This window comes from Bacillus horti, from assembly GCF_030813115.1.
In the GTDB taxonomy this organism is placed as follows: Bacteria; Bacillota; Bacilli; order Caldalkalibacillales; family JCM-10596; genus Bacillus_CH; species Bacillus_CH horti.
Window position 1 is genome coordinate 60,774 of the sequence record NZ_JAUSTY010000014.1, and the last position, 16,902, is coordinate 77,675.

Consider the following 16,902-nt stretch of genomic DNA (forward strand, 5'->3'; position numbering starts at 1 on the left):
CTGTTAAGTTAATGAAACTGTATGAGTACGAAAATCAACTTAAAAGTGAAGTGGAGAACTATACTTTATCTGAAGAACAGCTGAAATATACGACAACACCGAGAGAGTGTATAAAATTATCAGAGGAAGATTTAGATAGACACTCTATACTAGCCATTGAAGATAATCAGCTTGTGACATTTTTTGTCCTTCATGAAAATGAAGGAGTAAAGCCATATTCAGAGAATGCAAAGGCGATTTTATTAAGAGCATTTTCAACTAATTATAATCATCAAGGTAAAGGCTATGCTACGAAGTCTTTATTGTTATTGCCGGAATTCGTACGCACAACATTTACTCAGAGCAATGAGATTATACTAGCCGTTAACGTAGAAAATATAGCAGCTCAATCACTTTATAAAAAGTGTGGATTCATTGACAACGGAGTTCGGCAAGAAGGAAAAAAAGGTCAGCTAATCATTATGAGCTTCTATTTACAAGATTAGAATTCACAAGCTCATAGGTAGAGCAAAAACATATAAGCTGAAAATCAATGGGAGAAATAATTTGTCCACTCTCATCATAGAATAAAGTGACAAGCTTTTCTTAAACATGTATGATAGGGGGGATAGTAACGAGAAAGGGACAACGGGTATTTCTGCAGCAGGAAGCCCTGTACATCTCATCAGGATACGTCAAAATCAAATAGGTGGTTATGGTGAAAAAGGCAAGAATCATATATAATCCCTCTGCAGGAAGAGAGGCTGTACGCAAAGCTCTTCCAGATCTGCTAGAACGACTTGAGCGGGCTGGCTATGAGACCTCCTCTCATGCGACAACAGGAGAAGGTGATGCCCAGCGAGCCGCTGAATACGCTGTCAAAAGGAAGTTCGATGTTGTTGTAGCAGCAGGAGGAGATGGTACTGTTTATGAGGTTATTAATGGTCTAGCTGAGCATCAGTACAGACCAGCTTTAGGTATCATTCCTGGTGGAACAACAAATGACTTTGCGCGGGCCCTTCAACTGCCGAAGGATATGGAGGAAGCGGCAAGTGTAATTGCCGGAGGATATAAGAAACCATTAGATATTGGAAAAGTAAATCAGAAGTATTTCATTAATATTGCTGGTGGAGGGACAATAACGGAGCTAACGTATGAGGTGCCGAGCAAATGGAAGACAATGCTTGGTCAGCTAGCCTATTATGCGAAAGGTCTTGAGAAGCTAGTATTTCTGAAACCCACAAGGATGAAAGTAGAGTCTAAGGAAATGACATTTGATGAAGAAATAATGCTTTTTCTTGTGGCCAATAGTCATTCCGTTGGTGGATTAAAGAAGATCGCACCAGACGCTGATCTGAGTGATGGTTACTTTGATGTCCTAGCTGTTAAGAAAACCTCTATTCCTGATTTTATTAAGATAGCCACACAAGCCCTGCGGGGGGAGCATCTTAAAGACCCGAGTGTCATTTATTTTCAAACAGCTGAGCTACAAGTGACGTCAGAGGAATCTGTACAGCTTAATTTAGACGGGGAATTAGGTGGAACATTGCCAGCTAGGTTTAGAGTTTTACATAAGCATCTTCAAATCTTTACCCCGCCAGATAAATGAATCCTGATCCACTTAGACAAAGCACCTAGACGAAGGTGCTTTTTTAAAAAGACAGAACGTATATGAACTCTACAAACGTATATGAACTCTACAGAACGTATTTAAACTCTGCACATCTAGCAAAGCAATAGAGGCATGGAGCTTATGTAACAGAGTCTCTATACTTTCTTTATGCAACTTTTTATCAATCTACTCGTTTAACATTATGGGGGTAAGGTTTAATTAAGAAAAAAGAGGCTATATTAGAGGAAGAGAGTGAAGCTATGTACAGCTATCACAGCCGTTATAGCACTCTATAGTCGTGTATGGCTATGTGTTTGTTAAAACAGGTTTAAACAATGAATCAGCTTTAAACTCTCATATGTACAGAAGCCAGAAATAAAAGAGTATTCTCGAATTCTTATAGAGGGTTATGAGAGTACAGAACCTATTACGTTTATGTAGGGTTATTATTTAGGAGGTTAAAAGTATGATATTTTTAAATAAAAGAGTAAAGAATACGATGATTTATTCCGCTCTCCTGAGTATGCTATTATTTGTTTTTCCTATCATGGTTTCGGCCGATGCGATTGAAGGGACAACGGTGGTTACGCTAGGGGAAAATCTAACACAGGAGCAGCAAAACCAGTTATTACGTGAGATGGGTGTCGCTGACGATGTTGAGATTATCTATGTATCCAATGCTGAGGAACACCAGTATCTTGGTAGCTATATTGACAGTGCAACCATAGGAACTAGAGCTATTTCCTCAGCAAAAATAACCCTTACCCCCGAAGGTGCAGGACTTAACGTCGACACGAATAATATTACTAGAATTACAGAAGCAATGTATCTAAATGCCTTGGTTACGGCAGGAGTTCAAGATGCAGATGTATATGTGACAGCTCCTTTTGGTGTGTCTGGTACAGCAGGTTTAACCGGTGTGATGAAGGCTTTTGAGGTAGCTACAGATACAACAATTAGCGAGGAGCAGAAGCAGGTTGCTAATGAAGAAATGGTTCGAACGTCTGAGCTAGGAGAGAAGTTTGGAACAGATAAAGCGACAGAGCTTATGACAAGACTTAAAGAAGAGCTTGGAGATACAAAGCTAGAGACGGATGAGGATTATCGAAATCTGATTCTACGTATTGCTGGCGAATTAAATATCAACCTTAACGATGATGATGTAAATGCTTTAGTTCACCTTTTAAAAAGATTAAAAGGCTTAAATATTGATTGGAATCAGGTTGGAAATCAGCTGAAAAATATCCGAGATAATATAGGTGAAATTTTAGATCGTGAGGAAACACGCAATTTCATTCGTCAATTTTTAGATTTCGTGATTCAAATAGTGGATTCCATTAAGTCTTGGTTTTCATCTTAAAACATATGGATAATAGTCGAGATAAAGCACGGAAGAACAAACCATCCTCTTACTACTAAGTTTGAGGATGGTTTTTATAGCATTATGAAGAAACAGACGGTTCAGTTGCTTGGGCTGGAGAGGTAAACAGCTTTTTACTATACCAAACTCCGACAAAAGCTAAGCATAAGATCATGCCTAAAATAGATAGAGAAATAGAGACTCCTGTATGTACAATCGTTTGTGTAAAAAAGCCAATCAAGCTAACCCGCATGCCCATACCAACCGCTTGAAAAAAGCTGTTTACTCTACCAATTAGCTCATTTGGAACGATTTCCATCATGATCGTATTTCTAGCAACTCTCGTGCCTGCGTTGCCCCAACCTAATGCGATTTTCATAGCTAGAAACAATGGTACAAGGGGAATCCAAGCGGTAATCAATAGACTAATGGTAAACAGTAGCATGGTGATTAATATCGTGACATAGTTTCCGAACTTCTTGATGATCAAAGGAATAGTCAATCCGGCTAAGACCGCACCTATCGCATAAATCATGTCTGACAGGCCCATGACGGAGGCGTTTGCCTGCAACGTTTTGGCGATGTACACAGGAAACAGATAGTTCCCAACCATAACAGCGATAAATGGTAGGAACGAGCATGTAAAAAAGAGGATAAGCAAAGGCTTGCTTTTAAAGTAACGAAAGCCTTCGATCATGTTTGACAAGATAGAAACCTTCTTCTTTGTGTGTTCGATTACAGTGGAATACGGAATCGTCAGGATCAAGAAAAAACCGATGATATAAGTAGATATATTAATACATAATAGAAGAAATAAATCGATTCTCTCGATCAGCAGGCTGGCTATCCCACCCGCGATCATAGAGGCAGCTTGCCCTTGGACCTCAATAATACTGTTAATCGACTTGAATTGTGATCTGTCAAAAAGCTCTTGGTTTAAGGCCATCTTTGTCGGGTAGTGCAAGGTATAGTAGAGTGATCCGCTAAAATAGAGGGCAATTAAATTCCATGTGGCAAATTCACCTGATACTAATCCCCAAAATGATAACACACTAACGAGGGTGAAGCCTAAAACCTCGCTCAGTAGCATCATTTTTTTCCTCGACATTCGATCGACGAGTACCCCAACATACGGAGAGACGATAAACAAAATCAGCGTCACTCCTAAGGCCACATATCCTAAAATTTGCTCCCCACCTTCCCGATTAACAAGCAGCCAGGGGATGGCAATCATCGTAATTCCGGATCCGATGGAAGATAGCATGTTAGCTGCCAATAAAGCGTGTAAGCGTCTGTCTTTATAGAGATGATTCATTTCTACTCTCTCCAATCATAAGTAAGTGTTAATTTAACTATAGCTATATTTCTACACATTGTAAACATTTTTATTTACAAAGTATAAAAATAGTATCATTGATACTGTTCTGCGGCAAAATATACTGAAGAGGAGGGACATGCAATCAAATGCTGTAATTGATATCTATTGAAAACTGCTTTTTTCTATAGATTGGACTTAGAAATGAATAAGATTTTTAAATTTCTTTAATATAAAGAGAAAACTTTTTACCGGATTAGCAGGTAGTTATAGAGAAGAAGGAAGGAGGATAGCAATGTGGAACAAAAGCTAATTGCCCAAATTCAGAAAGGAAATAGAGAAGCCTTTGAGCAGCTTTACCATAGATATGCAGAGTATGCACTCCGCGTGGCTACAGCGATTACCAAAAGCAGAACCTTTGCTGCTGATGCTGTGCAAGAAACGTTTATCCGCATCTATAAAAATATTCAGTCCTTTGATCGTAGTCGTCCTTTTAAGCCCTGGTTCTATCGTATTTTAATCAATGAATGTCACCGTTTTTTAGAGAAAAAAGGAAAGCTTATTCCCACTGATCATCATTGGGATAACGACCTGAATTTAGCTCAAGCGGATCAGCATGATTTTGAACAATACGAGGATTTATATCAGGCTATCGGCAGGCTTGGTGACTTATACCGAATCCCTATAATTCTTAAATATTTAAATGAATTCTCGGAAAAAGAGATTGCAGAGCTGTTGGAGCTGAATCAAAATACGGTGAAATCTAGATTGCTAAAGGGGCGGCAGATGCTTAGAGAAGAGATGGAGAGGCTTTCGGCAAAGGAGGGATTAAGCAATGGACGAGAAAAAATTTGATGATATGATCAGCAAGGGTCTTAAAAAGGGCACAGATTCTTTCTCAGGAATGAAGGATCAGGTATGGAGCAACATCGAACGCAAAATGATTGAGCATGACTATAAAGAACAGCAAGAGAAGGGAAGCGGAGTGAGCAGGATGAGTACGTATAAAAAGAAAAGAAAGAGCAAAGGAATGTTCGCTGTAGCTAGTGTGGCAGTCGTGCTAGTTGTTGCCCTTGTAACGTTTAATACAGAAACAGGGGAGGCTTTTATAAGTCAAATCAGGCAAATGTTTGAGCCGGAAAAACAGATCGTAGAAGAGATCGAAGGTATGGAAGAAGAGACAGATACACAGCTTCATGAAAATGAAACCCCGGAGGAGCGAGCTTCAGATTATGTGATTTATGTAGATGAGGAGCGCTATGCTGTAAGTAAAAATGGAGATATACAGCGTATAGAAGCGAAAATTGATGGAGATTATCCTGATGTATATATGGAGATATCACAAGAAGTAGATCGCAAGCCAGAGGATATTGTGGAGGAGCTACGTCAGAAGCTATCTCCTGATTATGATCGTGTAAGTGAGGTAACACCAGTAGAAGAGCCAGTTCATGGCTTTAGAATTTCTGCCCATGCAGGTCAAGAGTGGAATTCTGAGGTAATTGTGTACTATGTGTTCAGTAATGAGCTGGGGGGAAGCTTTGTAGCAAAGCAGGTTTACTTTTTTGAGGCTTCTGAGGGTCATGGTGTACGCATGGACAATATGCTTAAGCATTTTGAGATTGTTGGTGAATAGAAAGAAGAAATGAGAGCTGAATAAGTATATGAGGCTGAATGCGTTGCTAATAAGCAACGTATTTTTTTACAGTCTAAGAATTTATAAAATTTGATACAATGATTTCTTCAAGTTTTATAAATTCTGGCTGCATGTAAAAGCTTCCTCTAATGATGGACTAGACGACTTCTTCGAGAAGGCTTCGATAGAAGCTTTTCTTACTTTAGAGGAGACTTGTTGTATTTACATTTTTTTATAAAAGGTAAAATATTCAAAAAAGGTTGCTCCTAAAGATAGCAATATATTAGAATGAATAAAAGATAACTAGTGAAAAAGGGGAGTATTGTAAAAAGATAGATAATTTTAAAAAGAGAGATAATAATAAGTATCTAGAAGTGAAGCATTATTAAAAAGAGTGAAGGGCTGATAAAAATAGCTAACAGAAGGCTCTTCTAAAAGAGATTAAAAGGGGGTACAAATGAAACTTAAATGGCAATTGACCAGAATATTTTTGGTGAATTTATTTGCATTGGCCTTAATTATTATTGTAGTTCTTTATCCCAGGCATTTAAACATTACAGTGGATCAGTATATGAGACACACATATGATGCTACTTTAAATGTAGAATTGTACAAAAGTAATATTGTTGGTTTTTTTAATGGAATCGTAGAGAATAAAAGCTTAGGTACTACGAGATATGATCGAACGGTAGAAGAGGAGCTGCTTATTTATTTGCCCCGAAGCTTAGAGGTTATAGTTGCGGCACTTTTGCTAAGTACAATTCTCGGAATATTGAAAGGATTATTTGATTACAGGATGTCTAAGAAGAAAAAGGATTTTCTTGGAAACGGAACGACCTGGCTATTCCTATCCATACCTGATTTCCTGTTTATTCTGCTTGCTCTGTGGTTTATCGTTTTCCACTATCCATCTATTCCATTCTTTACTCGAGAGGGCTGGGATGCTTTTGTACTACCGACTCTCTTCGTTGCTATTTATCCAACGATGTATATTGCTAGGATTACTTCAGCTTCCTTGGCATCTCAGGACGGAAAGCTGTACATACAAGTAGCAAAAGCGAAGGGCTTAACAGATCAAGTAATTCTATACAAGCATATGTTTATGAATAGCATAAGTACAATTTTAACGCATTTACCTTCATTAATGCTGCTTATTATCTCAAACCTGCTATTAGTCGAGTTCTTTATGGATTATCAGGGTGTGGCTCAGCGACTATTTATGGCGATTAACTACAGTGTCAATTACGGTACTGGAAATGCATATGAACCAGAATTAATCATTGGTATTGCCTTCTGCTTCATTTTGATTATGTTTATCGTTCAGGTTATTAGTCAAATTGTTACAAGGGATAAAAGGGAGAAGACAATATGAAGATAAATTGGACGTTAAAAATTGGGTTGTATATGTTTGCATTCCTGTTGTTTATAGCTATCTTGGGACCATACCTTCCATTTATAGATGGAAAATTACAGCAGGATAAGTATCGTATTGATGAGGAGCGAAACATTACGCTTCCACCTTATGAGCGCTCATGGAAAAATCTATTAGGGTCTGACAGACAAGGTGTAGATCAATTAAGTAAAATTGTTGTAGGGGCAAAGGATACGATCTCGATTGTGTTTGCTATTGTCTTGGTTCGCTACGCGATTGCTGTACCGTTGGGATTGTTAGCCTATAAACGCAGAGGACCATTCCACTTACTTCTATCAGGTTGGAATCAGGTGTTTTCCAGCTTACCAACTATATTTGCGGCTGTTTTGCTAATGAATCTACCCTTTTTATTACTTAGAGACGATCGCCTAGCTTGGGTCATCTTCATCCTAGCTAGTATTGAGGTTGGCAGGGTAGCCTATATCGTACAGCAGCAAGCGGGGAAGCTATCGAACGAACCATTTGTAGAAGCTGGGACAGCATTAGGAAATAATCAATTTGGCCTTATCAAGCGCTACTATCTACCACATTTGTATCCAGAAATTGTAGTTAACTTTTGTATTGATTTGAGTAAAACCATGCTTTTGTTGGGGCAACTAGGTATCCTTAGCATATTCCTCACTCAGGAATGGGTTCAGCAGTTCGGTGGAGCCATGTTGTTAACAGATACGGGGAATAACTGGACAAACCTGTTAGCTCAGCATAGGGGGGATATTCTAAGAAACAATTTCTCCTTCATCTTTTACCCTGTCTATGCGATTATGTTTGTCATTCTTACGTTCAATATTTTAGGAGAGGGTTTAAAGAAGCATTACAATAAGAGGATAAATGCAAATTAGTGATTAGTAAAAGGGGATAAGCGTAGAAGCTATGAATGAATATTCTGAGGTCATAGCTCTCAGGCACCTCTCTTCTTTTTATGCTCTTACTTATGTAAAATCTCAAGGCATTAGCTATATGTTTGCCAGATATGATACAATGCGTTCAGAGCTAGTTGAATATGTAATTAGCGAACATGAAGCTTGAAAGTAGTGAGAATGAAATGGCAGAAGAACAAATTAGAATACTAGAAAAAAATGAATATGTAGACGTGTATATAGACGATTTAAGTCATGAAGGACTGGGTGTGGGCAAAGTAGATGGCTACACCCTTTTTATTAAAGATGCTTTGCCTGGAGAAAAAGTAAAAGCAAAGGTAACAAAAACAAAGAAGCGGTTTGGCTTTGCCCGGTTACTAGAAATCATAGAACATAGTCCCCATAGAGTAGAGCCTCCTTGTCCTATTTATGCTCAGTGTGGGGGCTGTCAGCTTCAGCATTTAGGCTATGAGGAGCAGCTTCGTCAGAAGGAGCAACAGGTACGTAGCCAGTTAACTAAAATAGGTGGCATAGATCTAGAACAGGTAAAGGTACATCCTACTTTAGGAATGTCTGAGCCTTGGCGATATCGGAATAAGGCACAGGTACCTATCGGTGAAAATGAAGGTGGGTTAATTGGTGGCTTCTATCGTCAGGGAACTCATGACATTATTGATATGCAAGAATGCTTGATTCAGCATGAAGCCAACGATGAGGTCATTCAAAAAACAAAGGATATTGCGCAGGAGTTAGGAATTAGAGCGTATGACGAGCAGAAGCATAGTGGCTTATTAAGGCATGTTGTCGTTAAGTACGGTTTTTATACGCAAGAGCTAATGATTGTTCTTATTACTAAGGAAGAGACAATTCCCCATAAGGAAATGTTTATTGAAAAGTTGAGAGAGAGCTTCCCTAACCTAAAAAGCATCATACGAAATGTAAACAAAGCTAAAACGAACGTTATATTTGGCGAGCAAACGAAGGTTCTTTGGGGTGAGGAGTATATCTATGATCAAATCGGAGATATTCGCTTTGCCATATCTGCACGCTCCTTTTACCAAGTGAATCCACAGCAGACAAAGGTATTGTATGATAAAGCGCTAGAGTATGCTCAGCTCCAAGGGCATGAAACGGTGATTGATGCGTATTGTGGAATAGGAACCATCTCACTTTTTTTAGCTCAGAAAGCAAAGAAAGTGCTTGGTGTGGAAGTCGTTCCTGAAGCGATTGCTGATGCGAAACGCAATGCTCGACTTAATCATATCGAGAACGCAGAATTTGCTGTTGGTGAAGCGGAGAAGGTGATTCCTTGGTGGAAGGCACAAGGGATTACAGCCGATGTGATTGTGGTAGATCCTCCCCGTAAGGGCTGTGATGAAGCACTTCTTGAAACGATTATCCAGATGAAGCCGGAGCGTGTGGTTTATGTATCCTGCAACCCGTCTACCCTAGCCCGTGATTTAAAGTTTCTAGAGGACGGTGGCTTCAAGACTGTTGAGGTTCAGCCTGTTGATATGTTTCCGCATACTAGTCATGTGGAGTGTGTAGTGTTGCTACAAAGACAATAAGTCTAGAAATTCTTCATTTCAAGCACTTTTATAAGCATGTTGTGTTTGTATCGAAAGGTGATAAACTCAGAAATAAGGAGTTAAGAAATCATATCAATGTTTCAGTAGTTACCGATCTAGAGTATAGGAACACAAGAGAATAATGAATTAAAAAACATACTAACATTGAAACCTAATGTTAGTATGTTTTTTATTAGAGAACTTTCAAGATAAATAAAGACAGATTATTCGTTCTATTTATTTGATTTCCTAAGTATTCTATAACGATGTTAAGAATAGGAAAATGGTAGCGTAAAATATCTTGTGTAAATGAATAGATAGAAAAAGGAAGACCTTTTCTAGTAGAATTAAGTCACCACAACAAATTCACAGAAAAGAGGTCTTCCCTATGAACCAGTTTACAACAGATATCATTCAAGCTCTAGTTTATTGCACCGATTCAAATAGAAGGTATGTTTGCGGACTTCTAAAGGGATACAACAACCTTTAGACGATTTACAAAGTTAGAAGTATATGCTGGGGCAGTTTTGCGAGCAAAGATTAAATACTTACAGGAACAAATAGCGATATTTATCCGGAAGCCGTAGAATATTTTATGTTTTACTTCAACAATATTATTAGGAATAAAGTAGCGCATGGTAGCTACAAGAACATCTTTAAAGATAAAATGCAGGCAGAGATATTTGCTACAGAAATAATTTTAGATATGAGCATGTTGGTTTATATGCTTCCTAGGAAAAGCGAAACAGAAAAAATGTATCGGTTTATAAACGGGTATCAAAAGTACTATACAAAGATGATTAAGTCTGAGCATCCCTGTTTTGGGCATTGTTAAATGATATGATAGGTGACAAAATTTATTCAAATTATGATTCTATTGAAAAGTATCGTCCTATCCAAGTTGCATATTGGCTCGTGAACATAATTCAAACAGGATATGATTATAGAAGAATTAATATGGAATTTATTTCTATAGTAAACGGCCTCTTTTGATGCAATGTTACAGATGAAGTTAAAGGGATTTTAGGACAAGTAAATGAAGCACTTCAACGAATTAAGGTTATGGATAAAAAGCATGTTGTAGGGTGATTCGAAAACAGTTGATATGTTCCTTAATACCTCGATTTCCGAAAAATCAGCCAAAAAACTATTGATATGTACCCGCGAACGTAAGGTCCAAAAAACAGCCAATGACATCAATGCTATCCTCTCAAGTCATGTGGAGTGTGTATCGCAGATCGTTTTAAAAGAAGAAGTAGGCTCCCGATAAGGGATCACCTGCTTCTATTCAGTTGTTTGGAGCGGAGAAGCGATAACGGATGATCGGTGTTCGATCTTCCTTCACTTCAATTCGATCGACTGTAAAGAGTACTTTATCATTACTTGGAAGAGTAAGACCACTGTCAATGAAGTGCAGACAAGGTCAAGTCAGCCAGACTGCCGGAGGCTTAAACGTTGATACCTGATGAAAGAAAAAGAACTATGGCTTCTCGCTCTCTCATGAGCTGAGTTTGCCTTCATTAGTTTGTGTTATAATCGACTTAAACTGATTTAGGACGGTGTGGCTTGTGGAACAAATCAAGGAATTACAGAAACTAATTAAGTTTACAGGCGATCGTGCAAGATTGGATGCAAAAGCGAACAACACTTACATTGTATATAAGACGGATGAAGGTCAGATCGTAAGAGAATATTCTGACGGACACATTGTTCCCGTTTCTGATTCCGAAGGTGAAAACACTCATTTCACTGATTTAAGTTGGCTTGGGTGACTATCACTTGAATATTGAAAGAGTAGCGAATCGCCTAGGTAAGTTTTTTGAGTCTCGGCCACCTCATCACCCTTCATCAGCGTAAGCTGGAGCACTTGCAAAAACAGAAGAAAGCACGCAACAAAAAGGTTTGTTTGACGGGAGGATTAAGTTATGGCTTTAGAAAACAAGTTAGGGATTACCGATTCTTCGGAGCTTGCTCGTGTTGAGGAAAAAATCAGCAAGAAAAAAGCTCTTGAAATGTTTGAATTGGGTTTGTTAGATACATTAGAGGTCGGAACATTTAAGGCATTATCCGAAATTCACAAGTGTCTGTTCGGAGAAATTTATGACTTCGCTGGAAAAATACGTGATGTAAATATTGCAAAGGGCGGTTTTCGTTTTATCCCCGTTATGTATCTTGAGGTTGCACTTGAAAATATCGCAAAAATGCCGCAATCAACGTTTGATGAAATCATAGAAAAATATGTTGAGATGAATGTGGCTCATCCCTTCAGAGAAGGCAACGGAAGAAGTGCAAGAATATGGCTTGACACCATATTAAAAAGGGAAGTGAGGCAAGTTGTTGATTGGAGCAAGGTTGATAAAGAAGATTACATTCTTGCAATGGAAAGAAGTCCCATTAAGGACGTCGAAATCAAGGTTCTTCTTAAAGCAGCTCTTACAGATAAGATCAATGACCGTGAAGTTTATATGAAAGGTATCGACGCAAGCTATCATTATGAGGGTTATTACGTATATAAGACGGAAAATCTTGGAAATGAGCAGTAAATTGGGCGGTTTTAAGTGGGTTCACACTCATTCTTCATCATAACAATAGAATAACGGTTTGCCAGCATCCAAGCAAGACATGGTATCAGCGCTAAAATGGGTTTACCCACATATCGGGAGGATTGATTAAGGGGGGATATTTATGGCTAGAATCGAGCTTTACAGACAGTATAGGCAAGTACAAGTAGGGTTGCATACAAAAATATTGAATGATTACGTTCATGAAAATGAATTCAAACAAGCTGCTGAGCTGCTTGGTATACTAGACAAACAAAATCGGGTTGTTATTGAATCAGATGCGGATAAAGATGCACTCTATGACTTTAATATTTATGGAAAAATCCGTGATGGGAAGAGTACTTTATCACTTTTCGCAGATAACTATTCCTCAATAAATCAGTTGGAAAATGAATTGCTAACGGCAATGCTACAATCAGAGGCATCCTTATATGAGGTCATAGATATCGATAAGAAGGAAGGGATGATCATACTGAATGATATTTTTAGCAATAAGAACCAACCTATTAAGCTTATCGATCTCAGTTTGAGTAATAGCACAAAGCAGAGTACCTTGATCTATACCCGATTACACCATTTGAAAGAGTTTAGTATTACATCTGGATTAGGTTTCATATTTTCTGAAAATCATAGAGACTATATTTTGAACAGGAGCCGAAAAATGCTTAAGAAAATGAAAACCGGTGATACCTCGAATGACAGATTCATTGTGTTCTTTCAATTAAATCGTTCAGATGGTCTACCGATATTGTTTGAAAAAGTCAAATAGAGCCCGTTTTCATAGCGATATGAGAGGATGATTGTATTGTTGACTCCTATTAAAATCAAACGCAAGCTAAGTGAATGCTCGAAAGATGAGCTTATTGAACTGTTGTATGAGGCAGTCAAAGCCAATAAAGATACTCAGGCATATGTTTCTGTCAAACTAGAAGGAGAACCGGTCTTACTCGAAATTGTTGATGCATCTAAAGAGCGAATTTACAAGGAGTTTTATCCAACTCGTGGATTCCCCAAGCTAAGGGTATCGAAGATTGAACAAGTTCTCTCTGAAATAAAAACGATTGGGAAGGGTACGATTTGGCCTTTTGAATTAAGGGTTTACTTCTGTGAAGTGGCCGTCCAGTATATCCATGAGCAGGCTGATATTTTCGAAGATATGGGAGATTGTTTCACTGAAACTTATGAAGAAGTAGTTCAGATACTGAATAAAGAGAAAAAGCCTGATCTATATGAGAAGTATAAAGACCGCCTGAAGGCTATTGTTCATACACCTGGTTGTGAATGCTGGGGAATTCATGACTCGTTAGAAGGGTCATATTCTGATCTCAAATGGGTAGATCACGATGAGGAAGAAGACGATCTTGACCATGCCTCGAGTGTCATTTCCTATGCAGCAATGAGCAAGTGGCTCAAAGTACCAGAGGACGCACGTCAAAAATACATCAGTAATGTCTGGTGTGGAAGATGCTTGGGCACAACAACCATCAGAGATTTCTCGATACAATTGGATACGTACGGCATTATTCTTCAAGGAAGTTGCTCCAACTGCGGGCATCAGGTAGCCAGAGTTATAGAATAATAAGCATTCATTTATATGGCACTAATTAAAAGAATCAGGGCTGATCAAGTTTATTACGTTTTTCCCGGTGGAGGTATTGAAGAGGGTGAAACACCGGCGGAGGCTGCGAAAAGAGAAGCATTTGAAGAGCTTGGTGTTAAAGTTAACATTTATAATTGCTTAGCCATAATAGATTTTAATGGTACCCAATATTATTTTCTAGCTGAAATTGTTGAAGGGGAGTTCGGTACAGGACAAGGTGAAGAGTACTCAGATCCTGGCAGAGAAAGAGGTACATATGTACCAATGTGGACATACATTAATAAACTATCAACTCTGGATGTTAGACCTAGAGAAATAGCTCTCAAAGTACAGTCTTTTTCAAGTAGTCCATATAATCTTCATTGAGTTATAGGGACAAAACTGAAAAACTGCAGTAAAGCACTGTTCTATCCATCCTATTTCCATAGACAAGATGATTTGTTTGCAATGTGATATGGTATAATAAATGTATTAAATGGAAAGGTGTGACGGACGTGAGTGTAGATCGTGAAAAATTAAAAAGAATGATAGACTACATTTCCGAACAAGAGGCTATCGAGGTTCTCGATTTTATTGGTTATTTGAATATGAAAAGGGAACGTGAATCTTTAAAAAATCTTGAACACGCCAGTATAACGAGTATGGACTTCTGGGATAATCCAGAGGATGATAAGGCATGGAATGATGTATAAACAAGGAGATATTTTGCTTATACCATTTCCTAATACTGATCTTTCAAGTACTAAGCAACGTCCTGTCTTAGTACTTTTTAACTCTAATTATAATGAATCTAATCAAGATATTGTTGTAGCAGCCATTACTTCAAATCTAACCAAAAAGAAATATTCAGTTTTGATTTCAAATAAGGATTTGATTGAGGGGCAATTGAAGGTGAATTCAATGATTAGGTCAGATAAGATATACACTTTTTCAAATCAGATTATCCTTAAAAAGTTTGGTCATTTAAAATCTGAAGTTTTAGAAAAAGTAACGGAACAAATAAAGAGGTTAATTTGTTAGGTACCTTCACACCAAGATAAGGTGGCGTTAGAGACAATGACGGATGTATCCTTACGGGAAATAAAAAAAGCTAGGTCCAAAATAGCATTGTATGAAGCTACTTTATCTTTGATGGGAGATAAGATGCTACATGAAGTAATGCTTGAAGATATATGTAAAAAAGCTGAGGTATCACGCGTCACTTTCTTTAAGTTTTTTCCACAAAAGGATGATGTACTGATTTACTTTATGAGGATTTGGTTAACGGAAAGAAAGATTGAGATTGAACAGCAGCAAATGCAGGGATTTAAGGCGATAAGACATATCCTGCATAAGGTGGCAGAGCAAGCTGAAAAAAGCCCAGGAGTTATGACTAGCCTCATATCTTTCTTAGCTCAAATGAAAATGCACCCTACTATGCCTGAGCTGAGTGAGGCAGAAATACAGCTGCTGTTTCCGGATCATGTAAACCTTAGCCGTAGAGCACCAAGCTTATATGATATATTTTACCTAAGCATGACTGAGGCTAATCAATCTGGAGCGCTAAAAGCAGAAGTTCCAATCGATCATGCTGTAAAGGCCTTATTTACTATTTTTTATGGGGCTTTTTTAACGGCGCAGCAGTTTGAATCAGAAGAAATAGCTATGTTTTACGATATTCATCTCCAGCTTTTAGAGAGTTAGCTATTTATGTAGTGTGCTATAATGTATATCGATTTAAAGCGTGAAAATGAATAAATGTGAAGATCTATGTTTCTATAACAGGCAGTCTAGCTACTGTCTGTTTTTTTGTTTGCTTTTCAAGAAATCTAGAGAATAAAATTAACTTAAGTAAATATATTTACTTAAGTTAATTTAAGGAGTATAATCTGCAGTATATACAATCTTTTGAATAAGGAGTTGGCTTTGATGAAAAGTGAGGAATTGCATGTGGTCATTGGAACAGGTCCTCTAGGAATGGCTGTCATGGAACAATTAGATGCGCAAGGTAAACATGTACGTATGGTTAACCGAAGCGGAACGGCTGATGCTCCCAATCATATAAAGGTTGTCAAAGGTGATGCAACAGACGAAGGAAGCTTTTCTCAAGCCTGTCATGGAGCAACGATAATCTATAACTGTACAAAAGCACCATACACTGAATGGCCAGAGAAGTTCCCGCCTATTATGGATGGAATAATTAAAGCTGCTACACAAGAGGGAGCCAAAGTTGTATACGCAGATAATCTTTACATGTATGGTTATTCCAAGGATAGCCTAGCAGAAGAAATGCCAAACGCAACAACAGGTCGGAAAGGAATAACACGGGCAAAAATGGCGGACCAACTCCTAGATGCCCATCATAAAGGGTTAATTAGGGCTACTATTGGTCGTGCTCCAGATTTTTATGGTCCGCGTGTACTAGATTCTGCTTTAGGTGAAAGGGTTTTTGGAGCTGCTTTGAGTGATAAACCGGCGGAGGTTCTAGGAGATATAGACACTCCCCACGCCTATATTTACATTCGAGATTTTGCTAAAGGCCTAGTGAGGCTAGGAGAGCATAAGGAGGCGCTAGGTCAAATATGGCATATTCCTTTTTCAGATGTGTTAACAACAAGGCAAATGATAAATAACATTTATCGACTAGTAGAACATGAGCCAAAATTCCGGATTGCCCCAAAATTATTCGTATCCGTATTGTCATTGTTTAATGCAAATATGAGAGAAATTAAAGAAATGTTATACCTATTTGAAGAACCTTTTCTTGTGGATACTAGTAAATATGAAAAAGTGTTTGGTAGAGATGTGACCCCACACGAGGTTGCTATTAAAGAGACAATGGAATGGTTCAAGCATCACCAACGCTGATACTTTTGAATATTAATGACCTAGTTATATGAAATATAATTTAATACCATTGTATGTAATAGATTCTATATAAGAGAATCTACTATGAATAGCCCTCTTATGCTATACTAATCTGGTAATATTTATATATTTTAATAG

General features: G+C 38.0%; 18 protein-coding genes. 17 read left to right on the forward strand and 1 reads right to left on the reverse strand.

Going from position 1 to position 16,902, the window contains the following annotated elements:
• Positions 1-11 precede the first annotated feature (11 nt).
• The 3 genes from J2S11_RS15560 (at position 12) to J2S11_RS15570 (ending at position 2,951) form a co-directional block, all read left to right on the forward strand.
• Positions 12-485 (forward strand): GNAT family N-acetyltransferase, encoded by a 474-nt coding sequence (locus tag J2S11_RS15560; RefSeq protein WP_307396070.1) that lies wholly within the window; start codon positions 12-14, stop codon positions 483-485.
• A 209-nt stretch (positions 486-694) separates the two neighbouring features.
• Positions 695-1,588, forward strand: coding sequence for a diacylglycerol kinase (locus J2S11_RS15565; protein ID WP_307396072.1), 894 nt, complete (start codon positions 695-697; stop codon positions 1,586-1,588).
• 469 nt (positions 1,589-2,057) lie between these two features.
• Positions 2,058-2,951: a DUF1002 domain-containing protein gene (locus J2S11_RS15570; protein ID WP_307396074.1), complete on the forward strand. Its 894-nt coding sequence runs from the start codon at positions 2,058-2,060 to the stop codon at positions 2,949-2,951.
• 82 nt (positions 2,952-3,033) lie between these two features.
• On the opposite strand, the gene J2S11_RS15575 is transcribed toward J2S11_RS15570, so the two are convergent.
• Positions 3,034-4,266 (reverse strand): MFS transporter, encoded by a 1,233-nt coding sequence (locus tag J2S11_RS15575; RefSeq protein ID WP_307396075.1) that lies wholly within the window; start codon positions 4,264-4,266, stop codon positions 3,034-3,036.
• A gap of 297 nt (positions 4,267-4,563) precedes the next feature.
• Here J2S11_RS15575 and J2S11_RS15580 point away from each other — a divergent pair, with 297 nt between their 5' ends.
• From J2S11_RS15580 to J2S11_RS15645, 14 genes are all read left to right on the forward strand, one after another.
• Positions 4,564-5,121: an RNA polymerase sigma factor gene (locus J2S11_RS15580; protein ID WP_307396077.1), complete on the forward strand. Its 558-nt coding sequence runs from the start codon at positions 4,564-4,566 to the stop codon at positions 5,119-5,121.
• Positions 5,102-5,899, forward strand: a complete 798-nt coding sequence (locus J2S11_RS15585) for a hypothetical protein (RefSeq protein ID WP_307396078.1) — start codon at positions 5,102-5,104, stop codon at positions 5,897-5,899. Before J2S11_RS15580 ends, J2S11_RS15585 begins: the two co-directional genes overlap by 20 nt.
• A gap of 457 nt (positions 5,900-6,356) precedes the next feature.
• The gene (locus tag J2S11_RS15590) at positions 6,357-7,271 is read left to right on the forward strand and encodes an ABC transporter permease subunit (protein ID WP_307396079.1); all 915 of its coding nucleotides are present in this window, start codon (positions 6,357-6,359) and stop codon (positions 7,269-7,271) included.
• Complete coding sequence (locus tag J2S11_RS15595; RefSeq protein WP_307396081.1) at positions 7,268-8,170, forward strand: ABC transporter permease; 903 nt, start codon at positions 7,268-7,270, stop codon at positions 8,168-8,170. Before J2S11_RS15590 ends, J2S11_RS15595 begins: the two co-directional genes overlap by 4 nt.
• A 203-nt stretch (positions 8,171-8,373) precedes the next feature.
• A complete protein-coding gene (gene rlmD, locus J2S11_RS15600; protein WP_307396082.1) occupies positions 8,374-9,756 on the forward strand; it encodes a 23S rRNA (uracil(1939)-C(5))-methyltransferase RlmD in 1,383 nt (460 codons plus the stop codon).
• Positions 9,757-11,324: 1,568 nt separating this feature from the next.
• On the forward strand, positions 11,325-11,528 hold the full coding sequence (locus tag J2S11_RS15605) for a hypothetical protein (protein WP_307396083.1): 204 nt from the start codon (positions 11,325-11,327) through the stop codon (positions 11,526-11,528).
• Positions 11,529-11,681: 153 nt separating this feature from the next.
• Positions 11,682-12,299, forward strand: a complete 618-nt coding sequence (gene fic / locus J2S11_RS15610) for a protein adenylyltransferase Fic (protein ID WP_307396084.1) — start codon at positions 11,682-11,684, stop codon at positions 12,297-12,299.
• 142 nt (positions 12,300-12,441) lie between these two features.
• Entirely contained in the window at positions 12,442-13,086 is a 645-nt protein-coding gene (locus J2S11_RS15615) for a DUF7986 domain-containing protein (protein ID WP_307396085.1), read from the forward strand.
• A 39-nt stretch (positions 13,087-13,125) separates the two neighbouring features.
• A complete protein-coding gene (locus J2S11_RS15620) occupies positions 13,126-13,896 on the forward strand; it encodes a DUF6155 family protein (protein WP_307396087.1) in 771 nt (256 codons plus the stop codon).
• Positions 13,897-13,911: 15 nt separating this feature from the next.
• The gene (locus J2S11_RS15625) at positions 13,912-14,283 is read left to right on the forward strand and encodes an NUDIX hydrolase (protein WP_307396089.1); all 372 of its coding nucleotides are present in this window, start codon (positions 13,912-13,914) and stop codon (positions 14,281-14,283) included.
• Positions 14,284-14,411: 128 nt separating this feature from the next.
• Complete coding sequence (locus J2S11_RS15630) at positions 14,412-14,609, forward strand: DUF2281 domain-containing protein (protein WP_307396090.1); 198 nt, start codon at positions 14,412-14,414, stop codon at positions 14,607-14,609.
• On the forward strand, positions 14,599-14,937 hold the full coding sequence (locus tag J2S11_RS15635; RefSeq protein WP_307396092.1) for a type II toxin-antitoxin system PemK/MazF family toxin: 339 nt from the start codon (positions 14,599-14,601) through the stop codon (positions 14,935-14,937). Before J2S11_RS15630 ends, J2S11_RS15635 begins: the two co-directional genes overlap by 11 nt.
• A 36-nt stretch (positions 14,938-14,973) precedes the next feature.
• Positions 14,974-15,600, forward strand: a complete 627-nt coding sequence (locus J2S11_RS15640) for a TetR/AcrR family transcriptional regulator (protein WP_307396094.1) — start codon at positions 14,974-14,976, stop codon at positions 15,598-15,600.
• Between the two features lie 225 nt (positions 15,601-15,825).
• Positions 15,826-16,764 (forward strand): NAD-dependent epimerase/dehydratase family protein, encoded by a 939-nt coding sequence (locus J2S11_RS15645; RefSeq protein WP_307396095.1) that lies wholly within the window; start codon positions 15,826-15,828, stop codon positions 16,762-16,764.
• Positions 16,765-16,902 lie beyond the last annotated feature (138 nt).